The organism is Bartonella queenslandensis (genome assembly GCF_018155095.1).
In the GTDB taxonomy this organism is placed as follows: domain Bacteria; phylum Pseudomonadota; class Alphaproteobacteria; order Rhizobiales; family Rhizobiaceae; genus Bartonella; species Bartonella queenslandensis_B.
Genome location: NZ_NAAI01000001.1, coordinates 299,628 through 320,749, shown reverse-complemented (window position 1 = coordinate 320,749; position 21,122 = coordinate 299,628). Strand labels below are relative to the sequence as shown.

Here is a 21,122-nt window from a genome sequence, read left to right as displayed (position 1 = left end):
ATTTTCTTTTCATTCAGCTTTACGACTTTCAAAGATATCTAAAGCAGCGCTTTCTTTTATAAATAATGGCGATTACCTATTGCGTCATGCTTTCATTTATTACGTGTCTTTTTGAGCTCACGCCCTCCCCCCTTCTACGTAAAACAAAACACCCCAAACGAAATATACTTTACCATTCATGGGACTTTTTTTAGAGAAGCATCTCTCAAAGTACTCAAGCCCATTGCGCAACAATACTCGTAAATAATATCATAGCAGCCCTACTGTGTACTATCATCCTTACGCTTGTGAAGGAGCAAGCTTGCATCATTATATATTGTACCTACCTTCAATGTTGCGACAATTCTTAGCACTTGAAAGCATTCATAAGAAGAATTTTAATTCTTTTTTGAACGTTTTTTCCCACACGATAGCGCTGCTTGTAACATGTAAAAATTGGTTTTGATTGATTCATTATAAAAGAAGATGAAATAGAAAATCCTATGGTATTCAAATCTCTCATTCAGTATGAGAAATAAAAAATTATCATTATAAATTAATCTATTATATAATTTCAATCTTTCTTACATAAGCGTAAAGTTGGTAGTGCATAGTGAAGTTTATAAACTTTGAGAGAGTTTTACATAATCCCATTACACAAACATCAACGTGAAATGGATTATCCACTGATAAGATGTCTCTTTCGAACAGCACGACATGCAAAACAAATGCATTTATTTTAAGCATTCTGTTTTGCATGAGGCATTCCCCCCTGTTAAAAAGCAAACGTGTGAATTAACTATATAACAACACACTGCTTTCTATTAATAATCCTGCCAATACCGAAAGTATATTAATAATACACCTTTGTTTTATCTTGCTTTATATTTTCTCGCCTAAACCTCTCAAAAATACACTCTCTTGCGTGAGATACATTATAGTGCATTTTAAAAGTGCTTTTATTTTCTTTAAGGAAGGAAATAAAAGAGTGTACATAAAAATTTATTTCAATGGTAACGATACAATAAAAAATGTTAACCTGTTATATCCTTTTGGCTATTGCAGCCTGTGCTGCTGCTAAACGAGCAATTGGGATTCGAAAAGGAGAACATGAAACATAATCTAGGTTATTTTCTTCACATAAAGCAATAGAAACAGGATCACCTCCATGTTCACCACAAATTCCCAATTTGATTTTGGCACGCTTTGAGCGTCCACGCTGTGCAGCAATGGCAACCAGTTCTCCGACACCATCACGGTCAATAGATACGAAAGGATCGAGCTCTAAAAGACCTTTTTGAAAATAGGTTGCCAAAAAAGGAGCAGCATCATCACGGGAAATTCCAAAAGTGGTTTGTGTCAAATCGTTTGTCCCAAACGAAAAAAATTCTGCCGTTTCAGCAATTTCATCGGCTCTAAGCGCTGCTCTTGGAAGCTCAATCATCGTCCCAACCATATACTGAATAGTGCTTCCCTTTTCTTTCATCACTTCCTCAGCAACCTGATCAATACGCGCTTTTACAAAATCGAGTTCAGATTTAAGTGCAATAAGTGGCACCATAATTTCAAGCATAACAGGAGATCCAGACTTTTGAGCAGCTTCTACTGCTGCTTCAAAAATTGCTCGCGCTTGCATTTCGGCAATTTCAGGATAAGTAATGGCTAAACGGCATCCTCGTAATCCAAGCATAGGATTAAATTCGTGCAACTGCTGTGCACGTTCAGAAAGCACTTCAGTAGAAACTCCCATAGCTTTTGCGACATCAAGAATTTCTGCATCAGTTTTTGGTAAGAATTCATGGAGTGGCGGATCAAGCAAGCGAATGGTTACAGGCAAACCACACATAATTTCAAATAATTCGCTAAAATCTGAACGCTGCATTGGCAAAAGCTTGTCTAACGCTTTGCGACGTCCACTTTCATCATGACTTAAAATCATTTCACGCATAGCAACAATGCGTTCACCAGAAAAAAACATATGCTCTGTACGGCAAAGACCAATACCTTCAGCCCCAAAAGAACGCCCCATACGAGCATCAGATGGTGTCTCAGCATTGGCGCGAACCCTTATACGTCGCATTCCATCAGCCCATTCCATTAACTTTGCAAAGTCTCCGCACAACTCAGGCTGCAACATCGCAACCTTCCCTTTGAAAATTTCTCCACTTCCACCATCAATCGTGATAATATCGCCTTTTTGAAAACTTTCTCCTGAAGCAAGCAGCGTATTTGTATTATAATCAATCCGTACACTACCAGCACCAGAAATACATGGCTTTCCCATTCCCCGCGCCACAACAGCAGCGTGGCTTGTCATACCGCCACGCGTTGTTAAAATTCCTTCAGCAGCATGCATACCATGAATATCTTCTGGGCTTGTTTCTACACGGACCAAAATAACTTTGCGCCCTTCTGCCGATGCCGTTTCTGCCTCTTCTGAAGTAAAAACAATTTCACCCGTTGCGGCTCCAGGAGAAGCCGGTAAACCACGTCCTATAACCAAACGTTCTGCTTTTGGATCAAGTGTTGGGTGTAAAAGCTGGTCGAGTGATTTTGCATCAATCCGCATCACAGCCTCTTCACGACTTATTAACCCCTCCTCCACCATTTCAATTGCCATCTTGAGAGCCGCACGCGCCGTGCGTTTTCCTGAACGAGTCTGCAACATCCATAATTTACCTTTTTCAATGGTAAATTCGAGATCTTGCATATCCCGATAATGCTGCTCAAGTTTCTGCGCGATCTGACATAACTTCAAAAAAGCTTCAGGCATAATTTTTTCTAAAGACAGCTTATTTGAACCAGCAACAATACGCGCATTTTCTGTAATATTTTGAGGCGTTCGAATACCCGCCACAACATCTTCCCCTTGCGCATTAACTAAAAACTCACCGTAAAGTTCTTTTTTCCCTGTCGACGGATTGCGTGTAAAAGCAACACCTGTTGCCGAATCTTCTCCCATGTTACCAAAAACCATCGCTTGCACATTAACTGCCGTTCCCCAACTTTCAGGAATGCTATGTAAACGGCGATAAGTAACTGCACGTGCTGTCATCCAACTTGAAAAAACGGCTCCAATCGCTCCCCATAACTGTTGTTCAGGATCTTGCGGAAAAGGGGTTCCTAATTTTTCTTCAACATAGGCTTTATAAGAAATAATAATATTCTTCCAATCATCTGCTGTCACTTCTGTATCAATAGTGTAACCATTGCGTGCTTTTTCTTCATCAAGAATCTCTTCAAAATACGAATGGTCCAACCCCAAAACAACGTTAGAATACATTTGGATAAAACGCCGATAACTATCATAAGCAAAACGTTCATTATTGGCTTGTGAAGCAATTGCTTTTACAGTTTCATCATTCATGCCAAGATTCAGCACTGTATCCATCATCCCTGGCATAGAAGCTCGTGCCCCTGAACGAACAGAAAGCAAAAGTGGTCTTTGTTCATTCCCAAATTCACGTCCTGTTTGTTCAGCAACGCGTCTTAGTGCTTTCTTAACAGATTCCTGTAGCTCTTCTGGATATGATTTGTCATGGGCATAATAAAAATTACAAACTTCTGTTGTCAGAGTAAAGCCGGGGGGTACAGGCAAACCAAGATTACTCATTTCTGCCAAATTAGCGCCTTTACCTCCGAGAAGATTACGCTCGCTTGCACTTCCTTCTGCGCTACCATCTCCAAAACTATAAACCCATTTTTTCATTGTACAAATCCTCCCATATCAGCATCAAAACATCATTCAACCTAGGCTCATTTAAAAGCAATAATTTGATTCAAAATCAGCAAAACACAAAATATCGCTTCATCAATGCATAATAACAATGCTTCCAAAAGAGAAAGGACCACAGATCTCACTTATTCACCTTTTGGAAGATTAAAATTCAGTTTTTAAGATAACTATCAATTAAAGAAAAAAAGTCTTCCACTTTCATGGCACCTTCATATTTATCACCATTGATAAAGAAAGTAGGCGTTGCTGTGACACCAAGTTCTTTACCACGCTCAAATGATGCATTCACTTCATCTAAAATGGTTTGATTTTTCAGACAAGCCGTGAAACTTTCATCTGTAAAACCTGCCATTAAGCTAATTTTTTTCAACGGTGTCAGAGCATCTTTTCCCCAAACCCACTCATTTTGTTTTTGAAATAAAACTTCTATCAAAGGAAAATAGCGATCTTCTGGTGCACATCGTGCTAACATAAAACCAGCTGTTGCCCGAGGATCAAAAGCATAATCGCGGAAAATCATTTTCACTTTTCCTGTTTTGATATATTTTTTACGAATTTGAGGAAGGATATCATTATAAAAATGTGCACAATGCGTACATGTCAACGAAGCATACTCAACAATGATGACTGGAGCATCCGCCTCTCCTTCAAAGCGATCCTTTACTTTACCCGATTGAAGAAGCTCAGCCATATCCACTGTTGCAACGGGTTTGGCACCGCGCGCTAAAGCAACTGTTACACTGTTTTGTACAATCGTTATGAAGAGAAAAATTATCCCGAAAAATAAAAAAGAACGATATTTTACCATAAATAATACTTTTCTGTTTGTTATTAAACGAATAGGAATCCAATGCTTTCCCCTATATTAAAGAAAAATATCTAAAATATCTTGCTATTTATTATTTTTTTCCGAGAAAATGCAACAGCCAAGTTTATAAAGTGATTGGTATAAGCTTTTATCTTCAATTCCTTCAAGCATTTTTTCTACGCATTTTTTGTCTTGTTCACTCAATGCTGGCTTTAGAGAAACATGATTCATAAAAACCGATATATTCCTTTGTTCAATTTTGATGCGATCAATAGCAATATAGCCAAAAAATCCATTAATTCTATGAAGCAATTCCTCTGTTTCATGCATCAATTTTAATGCAGAAAATCCTTCACAGGCGACAACAAGTGTTGCTGGCTTAAAAACTTCATCTTGATCCGCGCGACGCTTCCAAATAATTTTAAGGGGCATTGTATGCTCACTAATATCATAGCCCGCAATTTGTGGCCAGTGTTCTATAAGTGCGACATTAAGCCCTGTCCGTTTGCGTAAAACTGGATCAAGTATTTTCAATACCGACTCAGAAAGAGAATAAAAAGCATGTTTTTTGAGTTGTTTTCTCATTTTTAGATCATTGTTCAACCGTTTACTCAATTACAATTATTTGCTCATTTGTTTCATCTAAAAATTATCGCCTTCCCAATTTATAAATAGAAATTCTCTCCTCACTAGAATCTGGTAATAAAAATAAAAGAGCAAAAAAATATGAATTACCAAATAAATATTTTTTTCTTTTGCATTTTACATCTCTCTATGCTTGAAAACAATCATGTATGAAATTTCTTCGCACCTCCTTTCTTGGTACGATCAAAATCACCGACATCTCCCATGGCGAATTACCCCTGAAGAACAAAAAAAAGGTACGCGTCCTGATCCTTATCACGTTTGGCTATCTGAAATCATGCTTCAGCAAACAACCGTTGAAACGGTTAAACCCTATTTTAAAAAATTTTTGAAACTTTGGCCTGATCTTTCTTCTTTAGCAAAAGCCTCACAAGATGACATCATGAAAGCGTGGGCTGGACTTGGTTATTATTCACGCGCACGTAATCTTAAAAAATGTGCAACACAGCTTGTTGAAAACTATGCAGGACAATTTCCACAATCTGTAAAAGCATTGCGAACTCTCGCTGGCATTGGAGATTATACGGCCGCAGCTATTGCCGCAATTGCTTTTAACCACCCCGTAGCAGTGGTTGATGGAAATGTCGAACGTGTGGTAGCACGCCTTTTTGCTATCACTTCAATATTATCAAAAGCCAAAGCTGAAATTAAAGAACAAACACAAAAAATTACCGCTTTAAATCGTCCGGGCGACTTTGCTCAAGCAATGATGGATTTAGGAGCAACAATTTGTACTCCACGCAAACCATCTTGTTATATCTGCCCTCTTCAAAATTTATGTAAAGCGGCAAAAATGCAACAAGCAGAATCTTTTCCAGTCAAAGCTCCTAAAAAAGAACGCCCTTCAAAAACAGGTATTGCTTTTGTAGTCCTTAATAAAAAGAGACAAATTTATTTGGAAAAACGACAAACGCAAAAACTCCTCGGCGGAATGACTCAAATTCCTAATAATATTGGCATAAACAATGAAAATGGGCTCAAAAACGCACCCTTTACTGCCAATTGGCAATTCAAAGGACAAATTACCCATGTTTTTACTCACTTTTCTCTAAAACTTGATGTTTATTATACTGACGATATTCATGAAATGAATTGTGAAAATGGTTGGTGGTGTAACATTCAACATCTTGCCGAAGAAGCGCTCCCTACAGTTATGAAAAAAGCCATCGCTATAGCACTGCCTCATTCTTTCAGATTTTAATAATATTCTCTATAAAATTTTTGCTCACAGAAACTTTGCTATTTCTAGCGACCATTTCTTCCTTTGTAAAAGAAAATTTTTTCTACAGATAAGAATGAAGAAGGGATAAAAAAGCTTAGAAATCTTAGATTTAAATTTCTGGATTTATCCTCTTTTCACTTAATGCAAGAAGCAAACTGACACACACCATCACACACTTTACAAGTCCCAATGCTGTCTAAAGCCCTTGGTTCTTGAGACAGTTTAGAAGAGGTACTTTTACTCCTTATCTTTAGCAATTTTTACTCACCCCCCACTTATGACACGCAAGAAAGTAATTTTGATTGATTCAATATAAAATAGGTTGGAAATGAGAAAATCCGACGATATTCGAGGGGGTCATTCAAGTTGAACAATTACAAATTATTTTTATTAAGCCAATATATTGCACGATATTGCGATATTGCACGCACATCCAGAGATGTAGATGTTCCCTCAAAAAAAACACTTAATTTTGAACTTCTGAATGATTTTTTTAATTTGGTTATTTCATCTTCATAAAAGCATATCGATTGATAATTTGATTATTTTAGAACTTAAATGAGAGATAGAATGAAACTTTTTCATTTTAATGTCTTCTACAAGAAAAATACTCGCTTGCCGCTTGCAAGCAAAATTAGCATGTTAACGCTTAAAAAGGCATAAATCGCCCGCATGTCTCTCTCAATTAAAGGCGGCGACACACGGTCAATAGAATGAAGCAATCATCTTAGTTCATAAAACACCCGTTTTTAACATTTGTGAACGTATGATCATTCTTAAATGATCTATGGATTTTAACCGTCCATTTTCCTCATAATACCAAAAGGTCCAACCGTTACAACTCTGCGAATCTTGAGCCTTTCTTCCCATTGCGTGAATTGAACCTGCTTCACCACCATGCATGATCGTACCATCAGCTCTTACAATAGCAGATACTTGTTTTTTGCGATCATAAAGAACTTCTCCAGGATAGAGCAAACCTGCTTCAAGCAAACTATTGAATGCTACACGTGGTTCTGCTTTTTTTCTGTCCAAAATCGCCAGTTCTGGGTGCGCTAAAGGTTTAACCGCCGCAATTCTCTCACATGCTGCATCAATGTAATCTTGCTCGCGTTCAATCCCAACAAAATCACGCCCTAAAAGCTTGGCAACAGCACCTGTTGTGCCCGAACCAAAAAACGGATCAAGAATAACATCACCTGGTTTACTAGAGGCCAGAATAATACGCGCTAATAACGCTTGTGGTTTTTGTGTCGGGTGTAATTTACGCCCTGAATCATCCTTTAAACGTTCAGCTCCAGTGCAGAGAGGAAAAAGCCAATCTGAACGCATTTGTAAGTCTTCATTTGCTGCTTTCAAAGCATCATAATTAAATGTGTACTTTTTATCTTTTTGATCTCGTACAGCCCAAATAAGCGTTTCATGGGCATTTTGAAAGCGTCGCCCTCGGAAATTAGGCATCGGATTATTTTTGCGCCAAATAATATCATTAAGCATCCAAAAACCTAAATCCTGTAAGGCCGTACCAACTCGAAAAATATTATGGTATGATCCGATAACCCAAAGCGTTCCGTTGGGTTTTAATACACGACGACATGCAAGCAACCATGCACGAGTAAAAGCATCATAAGCAGCAAAACTCTCAAACTGGTCCCATGCATCATCAACCGCATCAACAAGCGAATGATCTGGGCGGTATAGCGCACCCTCCAATTGCAAATTATAGGGAGGGTCCGCAAAAATCATATCAACGGAATGTTTTGGCAGTTTTTCTAAAACGGCAACACAATCTCCTTTAAAAATTTTATTGCGCCATGGCATCTGTGAAGGAGTACGAATGAAATCTTTTTGAAGCTGAATAACTGTCATGAAAAACCCAACAAAATGAACTGAATTTGCCCTATAATCAATCAAAATAGTTTATAGGCCCGCATTACCAATCCATATTTACAAAATAGAGTAAACGTATCGTTAAAGTTCTGCAAAATTGATATTCGTTTTTATTTTTTTTAAGTAAAAGAAACTTTCGTATGAATGAATCCTTATTTTTCTTTTTTAATGTACTGTTCCCATATCTTTTATTTCGAAAAAGAATTAAGAATCATTTTCAAAGCGTATTTTTATGAAATAAGATCCTCTTAATATTATTTTCACGAAAGTTGTCCATCTCGTAATATGTAAAGGAATATCTTATGCCTCAGATAGATCTTATTATTTTTGATTGTGACGGAGTCCTCGTCGACTCTGAATATCTTGCTGCAAAAATTGGATCTCAATTGCTCAGACAAACAGGATATAAAATATCACCCGAAGAATTGAGTGAGCGTTTTGCAGGACTCATCTTTCGCGATATCCTTAAACACGTTGAACAGGAAACAGAAAAACCAATTTCTGCTCAACTCATAGATCAGATGACCAATATTTTTCGTACAAAAATAAAAACTGAATTACGCGCTATTGATGATGTAAGAGAAGCTATAGAAGTTATTCAAACACGCTATCCCTACTGTATCTGCTCTAATGCAAAAAGCGTAGATATCAAAGAAATGCTCACCACTGTTGATCTCTATGACCTTTTTGAAGGTAAAATATTTTCAGCCCCTGAAGTTGGAACAAAAAAAACGAAACCTGCCCCTGATGTTTTTCTTTTTGCCGCACAACAATTACAAGTAGAGCCGCAAAATACTATTGTTATAGAAGATTCACTTCATGGTGTTCATGCCGCCATAGCCGCAGGTATGCGTGTCATCGGCTTTACAGGAGGATCACATAGCTATCTTGGCCATTCTAATGCACTTGCAGAAGCTGGTGCAGAAACAGTTATCGCAAAACATGCTCATTTAGGAGAAGTCTTAGAAGCAATGGCAGTATGGCGCGATTTATTGTAAAAAAAATCGTCTTGAATATATCAGTTTGTAAACTTTTGTAAGGAAGCATTTTTACCCAAATATTCTCCCCTTCTCGCTTTTATCCTTTTATAATAACTTCAATGAATGAGTGTTTCACAACACGGAGCGTGTTGTATCTCAATGTAAAGAAGAAAAATATGCTCTCTCGTCCAGAAACTATGTGTTTAGCCATTGCACATGCTTTTAAAAAAGCAAAAAAGAAGGGATACAGACTCATAGAAATACAACTTGGGGGAAATACAACTTTTGGGAAATTAAATCTACCGGTAAACTGCTTCTCTCTCTATAATCCAATATCCTAGTCCCAACATCAGCAGCCTATCCTGATAAATGACTAGATTTGGCAAAAAAAGGATATTATGCCTTGCTCAATAAGATGTAAATTACTATGCTAAAACCATACCCTCCTCAGCTCATTAAAAATATATTACTCAACATAGTGAAACTATATGCTATGTTCGTATTGACCATAGGGGAACACATTAAAGTTCTCGGAATCTATAGAATACAAGAGTTTATTGAAAACGATAAAAGTATCCTTGCTGAGTTATAAGGAATTGTACTTTCTCAATCTAAATCTCGTAAATTTGTTGAAGGTTTATTGGTATTGCTCCTTAAACAGTACTTTAATAGCATCAACGGATACAGCCTTTTTAAAATTACAAAAGACAAAAAAATAGATTCCCACTTATTATAGAATAACATTCCATACTAAACAATTTACATACAACATATTGGTTTATAATGATAATTTAGCATTATTCAGCATAAACAAAAAAATGAATATCGTAAAGTTCTCTTATTTCAAATCTGAATATGTCGAAACAAATAAAAAAAGCATAAAAACGCCTCTTAATGAATCATCTCAAGAACCAAGGACTTTAGTATTATTAAAAGTAAGTAAAACGTATGACTATACCATCTTTCTGCCTTTATAAATGTCAAAGATGCTGATGCTCTAAAAATTTTATATTATGGAATTTTATTATTCTATCACTCACATGTATCATTGAAAAATAGGCTTGAACACCTGACAGTTTTTTTAATTAGAACGTAAATATGAAACATATAAGAGTTGATGTTAAACAACGTAAGAGATACCAGCTGCTCAAAATTTTCCGAAAGTACCTAATAGAGTTTTTAAATAAGCAATGAAATCTGATTTTTTCAAAAGAAATCCAACTTTAGGAAAAACGCCCTTTCTAAAAAATAAAAGCAGTTTTTCAGCTAGGAAAGAAAAAAATATTGAAAAATATTCTCCCATGCTGCTCTTTTAGCACTCATAAATGTATCTGAATTGCTATTCTTCTATACATCGCTTTGTACCATAATAATATGCTGTTCACATTGGCGAGAAAAACGTTAATGATAATATCATTTATCTCTATCCAACTTGAGTTCTACTTTACACTATGAGAGAAATATCGATTTTTTATTATCTATACCATAAAAGTATATATAATTAAGCCTAGAACAAAAAGTAATATTATTATAATAAAATGAAAATAACTACTATATCGCCTAAAATCTCAGATCTTCCCTTCATCATAGTTTAATTGCTGAAATTCTATTCATAATACATCATAGTTTTCATGTTTTTTATTATAGAATTGATACTAAAAAATTTTATCAATTTTATTACCTCTAAATGTATTAAAAAATAATTTTATAAATATGATGCGATAACTACATAATATTATTTTATATATCATACATAATAAAACATTTTATGTAATTATTATTGTTACTTATTTACAATAATGTTTATAAAAAATTTATAGTTAAATTTTTAATATGTATTTTCAGTATTGACTAAAAATACATAATGAAATATGTGCTTTACTATAAAGTAAGTTATATAAACATATTGTATGTTTACTTGCGTATGTAAATAAAAATATTTGAGGTAAAGTTATGGTAAAAATATTTAAAAATTACGTATTAAGTGTTTTTATAGCGAGCACTTTTTTTCTTTCACAAACTGTAAATGTTAATGCAAACTATTTGAAAAACCATGCTCCAAAAGGGGAGTTTTCTGTTCCCCTAATGGAACAAGTAAAGAATGCAAAATCTGATGCAGTTTCTACAACTGCTTTCTATGTTCCATCGGTAAATTATAAAACAGAAAATGGGACAACCTTTGAAGGAAAAGTTGAAAAGGTCGTTGAACCCATAACTGTAGGAGTAGGACTATTGTTCGCTGGATATGCAATGAGTTTTATAGGATCACTAATAAGTTGGATAAAAGACATAGTATTGATGTTCAAATAATTTAATTTAGTGTAATTCTCTAGAATAATAGCTTCATTATGTATTAATAATTTATTTAAAATCATTACATAATGAAGCTACTCATACTACAAAAATATAAATGATATAGCTTATATCTAAAGTATAAATTTATGCATATATATCGAATAGTATAAAGTATTTGAGGTAAATTATGATTAAAATTTTAAAAAATCATATGTTAAGTATTTTTATTATGTCTGCCTTTTCTCTTTCTCATGTTGTAGATGTGCATGCAAACTATTGGCAAAATAGTACGCATCGTGAGAATATTTTTGTTTCTACAATAAAACAGAAAAGAAAGGGGGCAATCCGTACTGTTTCTCTCTATACACCAAGCCTTAATGGTGATGTGGAAAATGAAACTGCCATTGAAGGAAAATTTGAAAAGGTCGTTGAACCTGTTACAATAGGAACTTTTGGTATTGGGATGGCTCTTGGATATGCATCAAGTATGATAGGCATGTTTTTAGGATGGATAATAAGCAAAATAGTATCGTCTTTTAAATCTCATTAAAATTAAAAGTTCATCAGAATAAGATCTTCTCGTATGCAACATCAACTATGGATATATTCTATGTTTACCCATAGTTTATGACAAAAAACGAATGAATTATCACATTAAAAATGAAAAAAGCTTTAAATGCTTCTGTTTCCTCAATGTGTACTAATTCTGCTGATGTATCTATTCGATTCAAATTAAAATAGAAGTAAAAAGTATTGGTGATAAATTATGACTAAAGGATTGAAAACTTACGTATTAAATATTTTAATAGTGATTTCTTTTTTACTTTCACAAGTGATAAATGTCCATGCTAATCATTTGAAAAATGATGCTCAATGGGAAACTATTTCTCTCATCGAACAAGAAAAGAAAAACGCTGTCAATATAGCTGCTCTTTATGTACCCAATTTCACACATGGAGCAAAAAATGAATCCGCCATTGAAGGAAAATTTGAGAAAGTTTTTGAACCGATTACTCTAGGTTTTTTTTCTACAATGGGAGCTTTGGGTTTTGGATTCTTGACCGGATCTGTTATGGCCATATTTAGCGGGATAATTGGATGGGCAATCGGAAAAATTAAAGGAAAATAATTCAAAGATACTCTATTTTTTTCTATTTTAAATAGGAATACTTTACAGCCTGCCTTACATCATGTGGCAGGCTGTTTTTATGTTTTCTATAACTAATCTTTAGATCACCCTACGGTATAGCACAAATCTAATGCTTAATTTCTATACAAAATGATAAATTAAACAAAGTTTATTCAATAAATACTATTATATTTATTTGATTTTATTATTCAGAAAGCTACATGAGTGAAAACATACTATAAAATTTAAGAAAATGAATAATAGAGAGAAAATTCTCAACTGTAACAGATTTTCTATGAACATTTGACGTTTATATCTCAAAAATAACAATGCTTAAGACTATTTTTCCATTATTGAGTCAAAAAGAAGAAAATAAGATTCTATCCATTTAATAATTTAAATATTATAAAAAACATGAAATAAATAACTTCATCAACTTTCCAGAAATAAAGAAGGATAAAACTTATGCAATATATCAGCACGAGAGGTGAATCTCCTGCTTTAAGCTTTACGGAAACAATCATGACAGGGCTGGCAAGTGATGGCGGACTTTATCTTCCAGATAAATTTCCACAATTATCATTTGATGCGTTACGTGCACTTCGTGGTCAATCTTATACAACAATTGCTAAAACTATTCTATGGCCCTTTGTAAATAATGAGATCGAGTACACAGCTTTTGAAGATATGATTGCTGAATCTTATATAACCTTCCACCATCCAGCAGTCTGTCCGTTACGACAAACTGGAACAGACGAATTTATCCTTGAACTCTTTCATGGGCCTACTTTAGCTTTTAAAGATGTCGCAATGCAATTTCTTTCTCGGCTAATGGATTATGTTTTGACTAAAAAAAATAGATTTGCAACGATTATTGCTGCAACATCAGGTGATACAGGAGGCGCTGCGATACAAGCTTGCGCTGGAAAAGAACACTCAGATATTTTTATTTTATTTCCTAAAGGACGTGTATCACCTATTCAACAACGACAAATGACAACTAATCAAAGTACAAATGTTCATGCCATTGCCATTGAAGGAAATTTTGATGATTGCCAAGCTCTTGTCAAAGCAATGTTTAATGATCATCATTTTCGCAAAAAAAGAGCTCTTTCAGGTGTTAATTCTATAAATTGGGCGCGTATTATGGCGCAAATTGTTTACTATTTTTCATCTGCACTTTCTTTAGGGGCTCCTGATAGAGCTGTTTCATTTACTGTTCCTACTGGAAATTTTGGTGATATTTTTGCAGGTTATGTTGCTGCTCGTATGGGGTTGCCCATTGCTCAACTGGTTATTGCAACAAATGATAATGACATCCTTGCACGTACATTGACCAGCGGCACTTACGAAACACAACCTATCGTTCATACAACTTCACCTTCTATGGATATTCAAGTCTCTTCTAATTTTGAACGTTTACTCTTTGAAAGTGGTAATCGTGATCCAATGTGGATTCGCAATGCAATGGAAAATTTGAAAAAAATGGGATCTTTCACTCTTAATGAAAAACAGCTCAAAAATATTCGTTCCCTCTTTTCTGCTGGAAAAAGTAACATGGCTGAAACAGCACAAACAATTAATCGTGTCTATAAAGAAAGTGGATACCTTGTCGATCCACATACAGCCGTCGCCCTTAAGGTAGCGCGCGAAAATAAAAAACCGCATATTCCAATGATCGTCCTTGCCACGGCTCATCCAGCTAAATTTCCTGATACAATTAAAAATGCTTGTGGACTTCATGCCCCATGGCCATCTCATCTCAATGATATCATGGAAGGTGAAGAACACTTCATAAGTCTTGCTAATGATGAAAAAATAGTCAAAGATTATATTTCTTTAAAATCGCGTGCATCTTATTAAAGTTAGCTGCATTAATTTAAGTCAAAAATATTCTAATACCCTTAACAATGAGGTATTTAGCTTGTTAATGGAGTCATAAATACATGGATGTAGATGTCTGTCGTCTTAGTAATGGTTTGACTATCGCCACACATACAATGGAACAGATTGATAGTGTCGCACTCGGAATATGGGTTAAAGTGGGCTCACGCAATGAAACCTTCACACAGCATGGTATTGCCCATCTGCTTGAACATATGGCCTTTAAAGGAACCGAAAACCGTAGCGCTTTTCAAATTGCAACTGATATTGAAGATGTTGGTGGTGAAATCAATGCCACAACCAGTATTGAAACAACAGCTTACTTTGCACGTGTCCTTAAAAGCGATATCCCGCTTGCTATCGACATTTTAGCTGATATTTTGATGCATTCAAAATTTGACGAAGACGAACTAGAACGAGAAAAACAAGTCATTTTTCAGGAAATTGGTGCCGCCCATGACACGCCTGATGATATTGTTTTTGATCACTTTACAGAAACAGCCTTTCGCCATCAATCCCTTGGTCGTTCTATTTTAGGAACAGCTAAAACTATTCAATCATTTACATCTTCTGATCTTCATGATTTCATCAATAAGCAATATAGTGCAGATCGTATGATTGTCGTTGCGGCAGGAGCTGTAAAACACGAAAGTTTTCTAAAAGAAGTTGAAAGTCGTCTTGGCACTTTTCGCTCCCATTCAACTGCCTCTCTTACTCATCTTGCAAATTATGTCGGCGGCGACTTTCGTGAATATCGCGATTTAATGGATACACAAATTGTTCTAGGGTTTGAAGGACGCGCTTATCACGCGCGTGATTTTTATGCGACACAAATTCTTTCAATCATTCTTGGTGGGGGAATGTCCTCACGTCTTTTTCAAGAAGTAAGAGAAAAACGTGGATTATGCTATTCTATTTATGCTTTTCATTGGGGGTTTTCAGATACTGGGCTTTTTGGTGTTCATGCCGCTACTGGACAAGAAGGACTCAAAGAGCTTCTGCCCGTAATTCTTGATGAACTTTCCAAAGCAAGCAAAAATATTCAAGCCAATGAACTCCAACGAGCACAAACACAATATCGTGCTAACCTCATAATGTCACAGGAGAATCCTTCTAGTCAAGCACATCTCATTGCTCGCCAAATACTTCTTTACGGTCGCCCCATTCCAATGTCAGAAACAATTGAACGACTCAATCTCATCACACCCAAAAGATTAAAGGATTTAGCGCATCGTCTTTTTACAAGTTCCACGCCCACACTCACTGCTGTCGGACCTGTAGGCCCCCTCATGAATTTTGATGATTTAACGTCAACTCTTTCATGTAAGCTAAAGTAAAAGACTACTTTTCTAAAGAATCATTATAATGAACATCAATGTATTTTATCTTATCATAAAATTCACCACTAAAACTCTTCTCATTAAATAAGTTTTGGAAATATTGGATAAAGAAGCGTACAAAACTATCTAATTTCTTCTTCATGTGATAGAGATTCTAGTGAGTAAAGATATATTCGTGAAATTTAGAAATTCATAATTTAACTTTGCCCTTTTAAAATATAAAATTCCATCCGCTTCAAGTTTCATTGAAGAAAATGGGTAAGTGGTTTATTTGTATATAAAATCAGAGACAATGATAACAAGTTATTATGTAAATAAATTATAATAAGGTAGACGTTTTTTCCCAAAAATCTAAATGAAAATTAAACACCCTAGAATATTGAGAGTGGGACATTGTGAAGAGCTTGCGTAAAATAATTGACATCATTTTCATTATCGTCGTTAGTTCTTTTGTCCATCTTACATCAGCACACGCTATTGAGCCCGTTAAGATTTCTTCTCAGGATGCTGCACTTGATCTCTCAAAAGCAATTGAAATTCACCATACAAACAATTCTATTTTTCAAACAAGTACAGCGCCAGGACCAGATGGTATTGTATGGCGTATTGAAGTACAGGCAAAAAATGAAAATTTTTCCGGAAACTGGGCAGTTTTTTCTCTTGCAAATCCAACAGATGAACAAGTCGATCGTCTTATCGTTGCACCCCATTATCGCATGGCGCATTCTGGATTTTTTTGGCCAGACCTTGGATCAACACGGATTCAATCTATAACACCAAGTGAAGGTTTTTCTCTCGATCGTCAACCTAGTACGAACTCTGATATCTTTCATATTACTCTCAATCCCGGTGCTGTTGTTACATTTGTGGCAGAACTTAATTCTGAAAATCTACCGCAAATCTATTTATGGCAACCTGAAGCTTATAAGGACGCTATTAATTCTTATACGCTTTATCATGGTATTCTTCTTGGAATATCAGGTCTCTTAGCACTTTTGTTAACCGTTCTCTTCGTTGTCCGTGGGACAGGGCTGTTTCCTGCAACAGCCGCTGTTGCTTGGGCCGTGCTTTTTTATATTGGTATTGACTTCAACTTTTTAAATAAATTTTTTGCGGTTACACTCACAACACAACCAATCTGGCGTGCCGGTACAGAAGTAGCGCTTGCCGCAACACTTTTCATTTTTCTTTTTACCTACCTCAATCTTAATCGCTGGCATTATCATTTTAGTTATGGTGCTATCGCTTGGATTATTGCCTTTTGCAGTTTAGGAGCCTTTGCTATTTATGATCCAATCAGAGCTGCAGGAATTGCTCGTCTATCATTTGGCCTTACCGCTGTGCTAGGTATACCGTTAATCATCTATTTTTCAATCCGAAGTTATGACCGCGCCATTATGCTTATCCCAACATGGTTGCTGATTAGCTTTTGGTGTGTGGGAGCCTATACCTGCATAGAAGGACATTTAAATAATGAGATTATCCAACCAGCATTAGCGGGAGGATTAGTGCTTATTGTTCTTCTCATTAGCTTTACGGTCTTGCAACAAACTTTTTCTAATGATGCTTTCCATGAAGGAATATTTTCCGACCTTGAACAACAAGTCCTCGCAGCGAAAGGAGCTGGGAATATTATTTGGGATTGGAATGTTGAGCGTGATCGTATTGTTGTGCATCCAAACATGAGAACCCTTTTTGGTACTGAAATACACAACCTTAATGGGACTATGCGTAACTGGATTTCAGCCTTGCATTATGATGATCGTGAACGCTTTCAAGCCGTATTGGATATCATTCTTAAAAATAAAAAAGGGCGTATTGATCAAATTTTTCGGCTTTCTTCTGGCGGTGGTTATTATCATTGGTTTTCTCTTCGTGCACGTCCAGCTATGCAAAAAGATGGGAAAATCACACGTGTCATTGGAACCATCGTCAATATCACGAATCATAAAAAATCTGAAGAACGTTTATTGCATGATGCAATCCACGACAGCTTAACTGGTCTTCCTAACCAACAAATTTTCTTTGATAGGTTGCAAAATTATACCTCTTTGGCAAAAGCAAATATTAAAATTAGACCAACCGTCTTTATGATTGATTTTGACAATTTTCGTCAAATTAATCGTAAATTAGGCATAGCTGTTGGGGATACTGTACTCCTTATAATCGCTCGTCGTTTAAATCGTCTTATTAACTTTCAAGATACCTTATCGCGTCTTTCAGCAGACCGTTTTGCAATTATTTTACTTAGTGAAACTGAACCAGAAAAAATTGCAGCATTTGCAGATCATTTGCACAAAACAATTTCAGCACCTATTTCATTGTCAGAAAACAAAATAATCCTTTCGACGTCTATCGGATTGGTTACATGGAGTGAAAGTCGATCAACAGCTAAAGATATTTTTAATGATAGTGAATTAGCGATGATTCGTGCAAAACAAATGGGGGGGAATCATATTGAACCTTTTCGTCCTAATTTTCGCACTTTGGGTCTCGAACAGAATACTCTTGGGAAAGATATCCATTATGCCATCAAACGTCATGAGATGAAAATTCTCTACCATCCTATTCTTAATTTATCAGACGGGCATATTATTGGTTTTGAAACAATTGTAGAATGGCATCATCCAACTTATGGGAAATTAAATATCTCTGATTTCATAAAGATCGTAGAAAACGAACAAATCGTTATGGATTTGTCACAATTTATCATCGATAATGCCATTATTGATCTTATAAATGTACAAGAAAAATTTTTCCAACAGTCTTTCTTTATTTCAATTAATTTACCAAGCGCAGAGATGATTCATCCTCGTTTTATCAGTCAATTGCGTGCCGCATTGCTTCGCCATCCACTCCACAAAGGGCGCTTGATGATTGAAATATCTGAATTTGTTCTAAGAAACAATCCTGAACAATCAGTCCACTTTCTCGAACAAATTAAAACACTTGGAATGAACCTCGCGCTCGACAATTTTGGAACAGGTTATTCGTCACTGACCTATCTCGTGCGTTATCCGTTTGATATGGTTAAACTTGATCGTTCACTGATTTCAATCGACTCTCTCAAGAAAAAACTCGTTCTCAAGTCTATCATTAATATGGCAACAGATCTTAACTTACAAATTATCGCAGAAGGTGTTGAAAATGAAAAAGAAGCAATGTTCCTCCGTCAAGAAGGCTGTAAATATGTTCAAAGCACACTTGTAACGAAACCACTTGCCATAAAAGAATTAATTACTCTCGTTCAAAGCCATTTCCCTTATAAACCAAAATACTAATTTATAACGATAATTTAGCGTTATCCAACTTGAATTAATGCTCTGAACACCATGAGATTCTTTTATTTCAAAATCTCTCTCATGTTGAATTAATCAGAACCATTCACTTGTGCGTCACAAGCAGAGAAAACCTAGGTGGAGAAAAGGGATAAAAATACCTTTTCATGAATCGTCTTAAGTGCCAAGAGCTGTCATAATTATTGGAGGCTGGAAAATATAGCGATGGGCGCTTAGCTTGTTACTTTACAAGCGTACAGATGGGGGCTCAACGGATTTACCGTAATGCCACTCACAAGTGCCATCGCGAAATGGGATTAGACACATTGAGGGATGTTTCTTTAAAATAAAAACAGAGGGGATAGAATAACGTGTAGAGTTAAAAAACTCAGAAAAAACTCTACGCGTGTCCCATTTCAGAAGCAAGATAGAGCGGATCAATCCCCATGCGTGTTAAACTTTTATCATATTTGCGACTTAAATCACTTTCAAAAAGAAAACTAGGTGATGTAGAACTGATTAACCAACCGTTTGTAGAAATTTCTGCCTCAAGTTGCCCTGCTTTCCACCCAGCATAACCTAATGCTACCAGTGCATGTTGCGGGCCTTGCTCACAACTGATCGCTTTTAAAATATCAATTGTCGCCGTAAAACAGACCTTATCTGCAATAAAAACAGTTTCTTCACAAGCATAATCATCTGAATGAAGGACAAAGCCCCGCGAAGGATCAACAGGACCACCATAGCGAACTGGAAATTGCTTTATTGGTTCAGAAAGATGTTTTTTTTGTCGACTGTCTATTATACCAAGGTGAAGTAAAAGTTCTGGAAAGTCAATATGATGCAATTGATTGAGAATAATGCCCATAGCACCAGCATCAGAATGCGCGCAAATATAAATAACAGAACGAATAAAACGTCTGTCACTCATCCCAGGCATTGCTATGAGTAATTGTCCACCCAAAAAGCCATTACACTGCTGCATTAATCTGTTATTCTCCATAATTTACATGATAAAATTTTGTCTCTTTAGTACACTAGGAAAATAAAACTCCAATGAAAATAAGTCTCATGGTTACAAAATTACAAAATATCGCAACATCCTTTTATAAAAAGCTTTTCGTTACTTTAAGCTTAACATTTATAATTTTAGAATTATTTAATATTCCTGTAAATGCTCAAGCAAAACAAAAACTCCAGCTTTTCTCAACCTCTTGGCATGAATCAGAGGGTGGTCGTATCCGATTAGCAATCACTGAACCTTCTCTTTCTGGAATGAGAGAAGGCTTTATTGAAATTGTGCTTAAACCAGGATGGAAAACGTACTGGCGTAATCCAGGTAATTCAGGAATGGCACCCTTTTTTAATTTCAACCAACAGGTCTCTTATGAAATCTTTTATCCTACTCCTCAGCTTTTTGAAACAGAAAATGATTGGTCATTAGGCTATAAAGATAAAGTGATATTGCCTTTTAATCTATTTTCTTCAAGAAAAAATTTAAGCGGTGCTTTCACTCTTGGATTATGCCATAAAATCTGCCTTCCATTGACTGTTAACTTTGATTTTTCACCATCTTCTCTTAAAAACAAATCTCTTCCTACTTCCTTGTTAAAAGATGCCCAAGATTCTTTGCCGCGCATGACGCAAAATGCCCTAAAAATAAGCGCTGAAAAAAATAATAATACCCTCCTTATAAAAATGCAAAATAACAACAAAACCAAGCCTTACTCTCTCTTTTTAGATGGAGGAGAAATGCAAATTGGAGCAGCAAAAAAAATCAGTGATAATGCAGAATATACACTCTTTAGCGCTCCACTCTATTTCGTACCAGAAAAAAACAATCAAAAAATTTTTTATACAGTTTCTTTTAAAGATCACGCCTTAAGTGGAACATTTATATTCCATAGACAGTCATCCCCTCCTGCTATCCCATGAT

14 protein-coding genes are annotated in these 21,122 nt (G+C 35.7%); 9 read left to right on the top strand and 5 right to left on the bottom strand.

The window, feature by feature from the left end; genetic code table 11:
• Positions 1-1,021: 1,021 nt before the first annotated feature.
• From ppdK to B5V81_RS01170, 3 genes are all read right to left on the bottom strand, one after another.
• Positions 1,022-3,688: a pyruvate, phosphate dikinase gene (gene ppdK, locus B5V81_RS01180; protein ID WP_212111377.1), complete on the bottom strand. Its 2,667-nt coding sequence runs from the start codon at positions 3,686-3,688 to the stop codon at positions 1,022-1,024.
• A 178-nt stretch (positions 3,689-3,866) separates the two neighbouring features.
• Positions 3,867-4,523: a DsbA family protein gene (locus B5V81_RS01175; RefSeq protein WP_212111375.1), complete on the bottom strand. Its 657-nt coding sequence runs from the start codon at positions 4,521-4,523 to the stop codon at positions 3,867-3,869.
• Positions 4,524-4,607: 84 nt separating this feature from the next.
• Positions 4,608-5,108 carry a DUF721 domain-containing protein gene (locus B5V81_RS01170; protein ID WP_212111373.1) on the bottom strand — a complete coding sequence of 167 codons (501 nt, stop codon included), beginning with the start codon at positions 5,106-5,108 and terminating at the stop codon, positions 4,608-4,610.
• A gap of 205 nt (positions 5,109-5,313) precedes the next feature.
• On the opposite strand from B5V81_RS01170, the gene mutY reads away from it, so the two are divergent.
• Positions 5,314-6,369 carry an A/G-specific adenine glycosylase gene (mutY, locus tag B5V81_RS01165; RefSeq protein WP_212111371.1) on the top strand — a complete coding sequence of 352 codons (1,056 nt, stop codon included), beginning with the start codon at positions 5,314-5,316 and terminating at the stop codon, positions 6,367-6,369.
• A 753-nt stretch (positions 6,370-7,122) separates the two neighbouring features.
• Here mutY and B5V81_RS01160 read toward each other — a convergent pair.
• Positions 7,123-8,211, bottom strand: a complete 1,089-nt coding sequence (locus B5V81_RS01160) for a site-specific DNA-methyltransferase (RefSeq protein WP_439330050.1) — start codon at positions 8,209-8,211, stop codon at positions 7,123-7,125.
• A 371-nt stretch (positions 8,212-8,582) separates the two neighbouring features.
• Here B5V81_RS01160 and B5V81_RS01155 point away from each other — a divergent pair, with 371 nt between their 5' ends.
• The 7 genes from B5V81_RS01155 (at position 8,583) to B5V81_RS01125 (ending at position 19,189) form a co-directional block, all read left to right on the top strand.
• Complete coding sequence (locus tag B5V81_RS01155) at positions 8,583-9,278, top strand: HAD family hydrolase (RefSeq protein ID WP_212111369.1); 696 nt, start codon at positions 8,583-8,585, stop codon at positions 9,276-9,278.
• A 1,935-nt stretch (positions 9,279-11,213) separates the two neighbouring features.
• A complete protein-coding gene (locus B5V81_RS01150) occupies positions 11,214-11,570 on the top strand; it encodes a hypothetical protein (RefSeq protein WP_212111368.1) in 357 nt (118 codons plus the stop codon).
• A 172-nt stretch (positions 11,571-11,742) separates the two neighbouring features.
• Positions 11,743-12,105, top strand: a complete 363-nt coding sequence (locus B5V81_RS01145; RefSeq protein WP_212111367.1) for a hypothetical protein — start codon at positions 11,743-11,745, stop codon at positions 12,103-12,105.
• Positions 12,106-12,321: 216 nt separating this feature from the next.
• Positions 12,322-12,684: a hypothetical protein gene (locus tag B5V81_RS01140; protein WP_212111366.1), complete on the top strand. Its 363-nt coding sequence runs from the start codon at positions 12,322-12,324 to the stop codon at positions 12,682-12,684.
• 465 nt (positions 12,685-13,149) lie between these two features.
• On the top strand, positions 13,150-14,547 hold the full coding sequence (thrC, locus tag B5V81_RS01135; RefSeq protein WP_212111365.1) for a threonine synthase: 1,398 nt from the start codon (positions 13,150-13,152) through the stop codon (positions 14,545-14,547).
• An 83-nt stretch (positions 14,548-14,630) separates the two neighbouring features.
• Positions 14,631-15,905, top strand: a complete 1,275-nt coding sequence (locus tag B5V81_RS01130) for a M16 family metallopeptidase (RefSeq protein WP_212111363.1) — start codon at positions 14,631-14,633, stop codon at positions 15,903-15,905.
• A 398-nt stretch (positions 15,906-16,303) separates the two neighbouring features.
• Positions 16,304-19,189 carry an EAL domain-containing protein gene (locus tag B5V81_RS01125; RefSeq protein WP_212111361.1) on the top strand — a complete coding sequence of 962 codons (2,886 nt, stop codon included), beginning with the start codon at positions 16,304-16,306 and terminating at the stop codon, positions 19,187-19,189.
• Between the two features lie 397 nt (positions 19,190-19,586).
• On the opposite strand, the gene B5V81_RS01120 is transcribed toward B5V81_RS01125, so the two are convergent.
• Positions 19,587-20,171 carry a YqgE/AlgH family protein gene (locus B5V81_RS01120; protein WP_212111359.1) on the bottom strand — a complete coding sequence of 195 codons (585 nt, stop codon included), beginning with the start codon at positions 20,169-20,171 and terminating at the stop codon, positions 19,587-19,589.
• A 71-nt stretch (positions 20,172-20,242) separates the two neighbouring features.
• Here B5V81_RS01120 and B5V81_RS01115 point away from each other — a divergent pair, with 71 nt between their 5' ends.
• On the top strand, positions 20,243-21,121 hold the full coding sequence (locus B5V81_RS01115; RefSeq protein ID WP_212111357.1) for a protein-disulfide reductase DsbD domain-containing protein: 879 nt from the start codon (positions 20,243-20,245) through the stop codon (positions 21,119-21,121).
• Position 21,122: the final 1 nt, after the last annotated feature.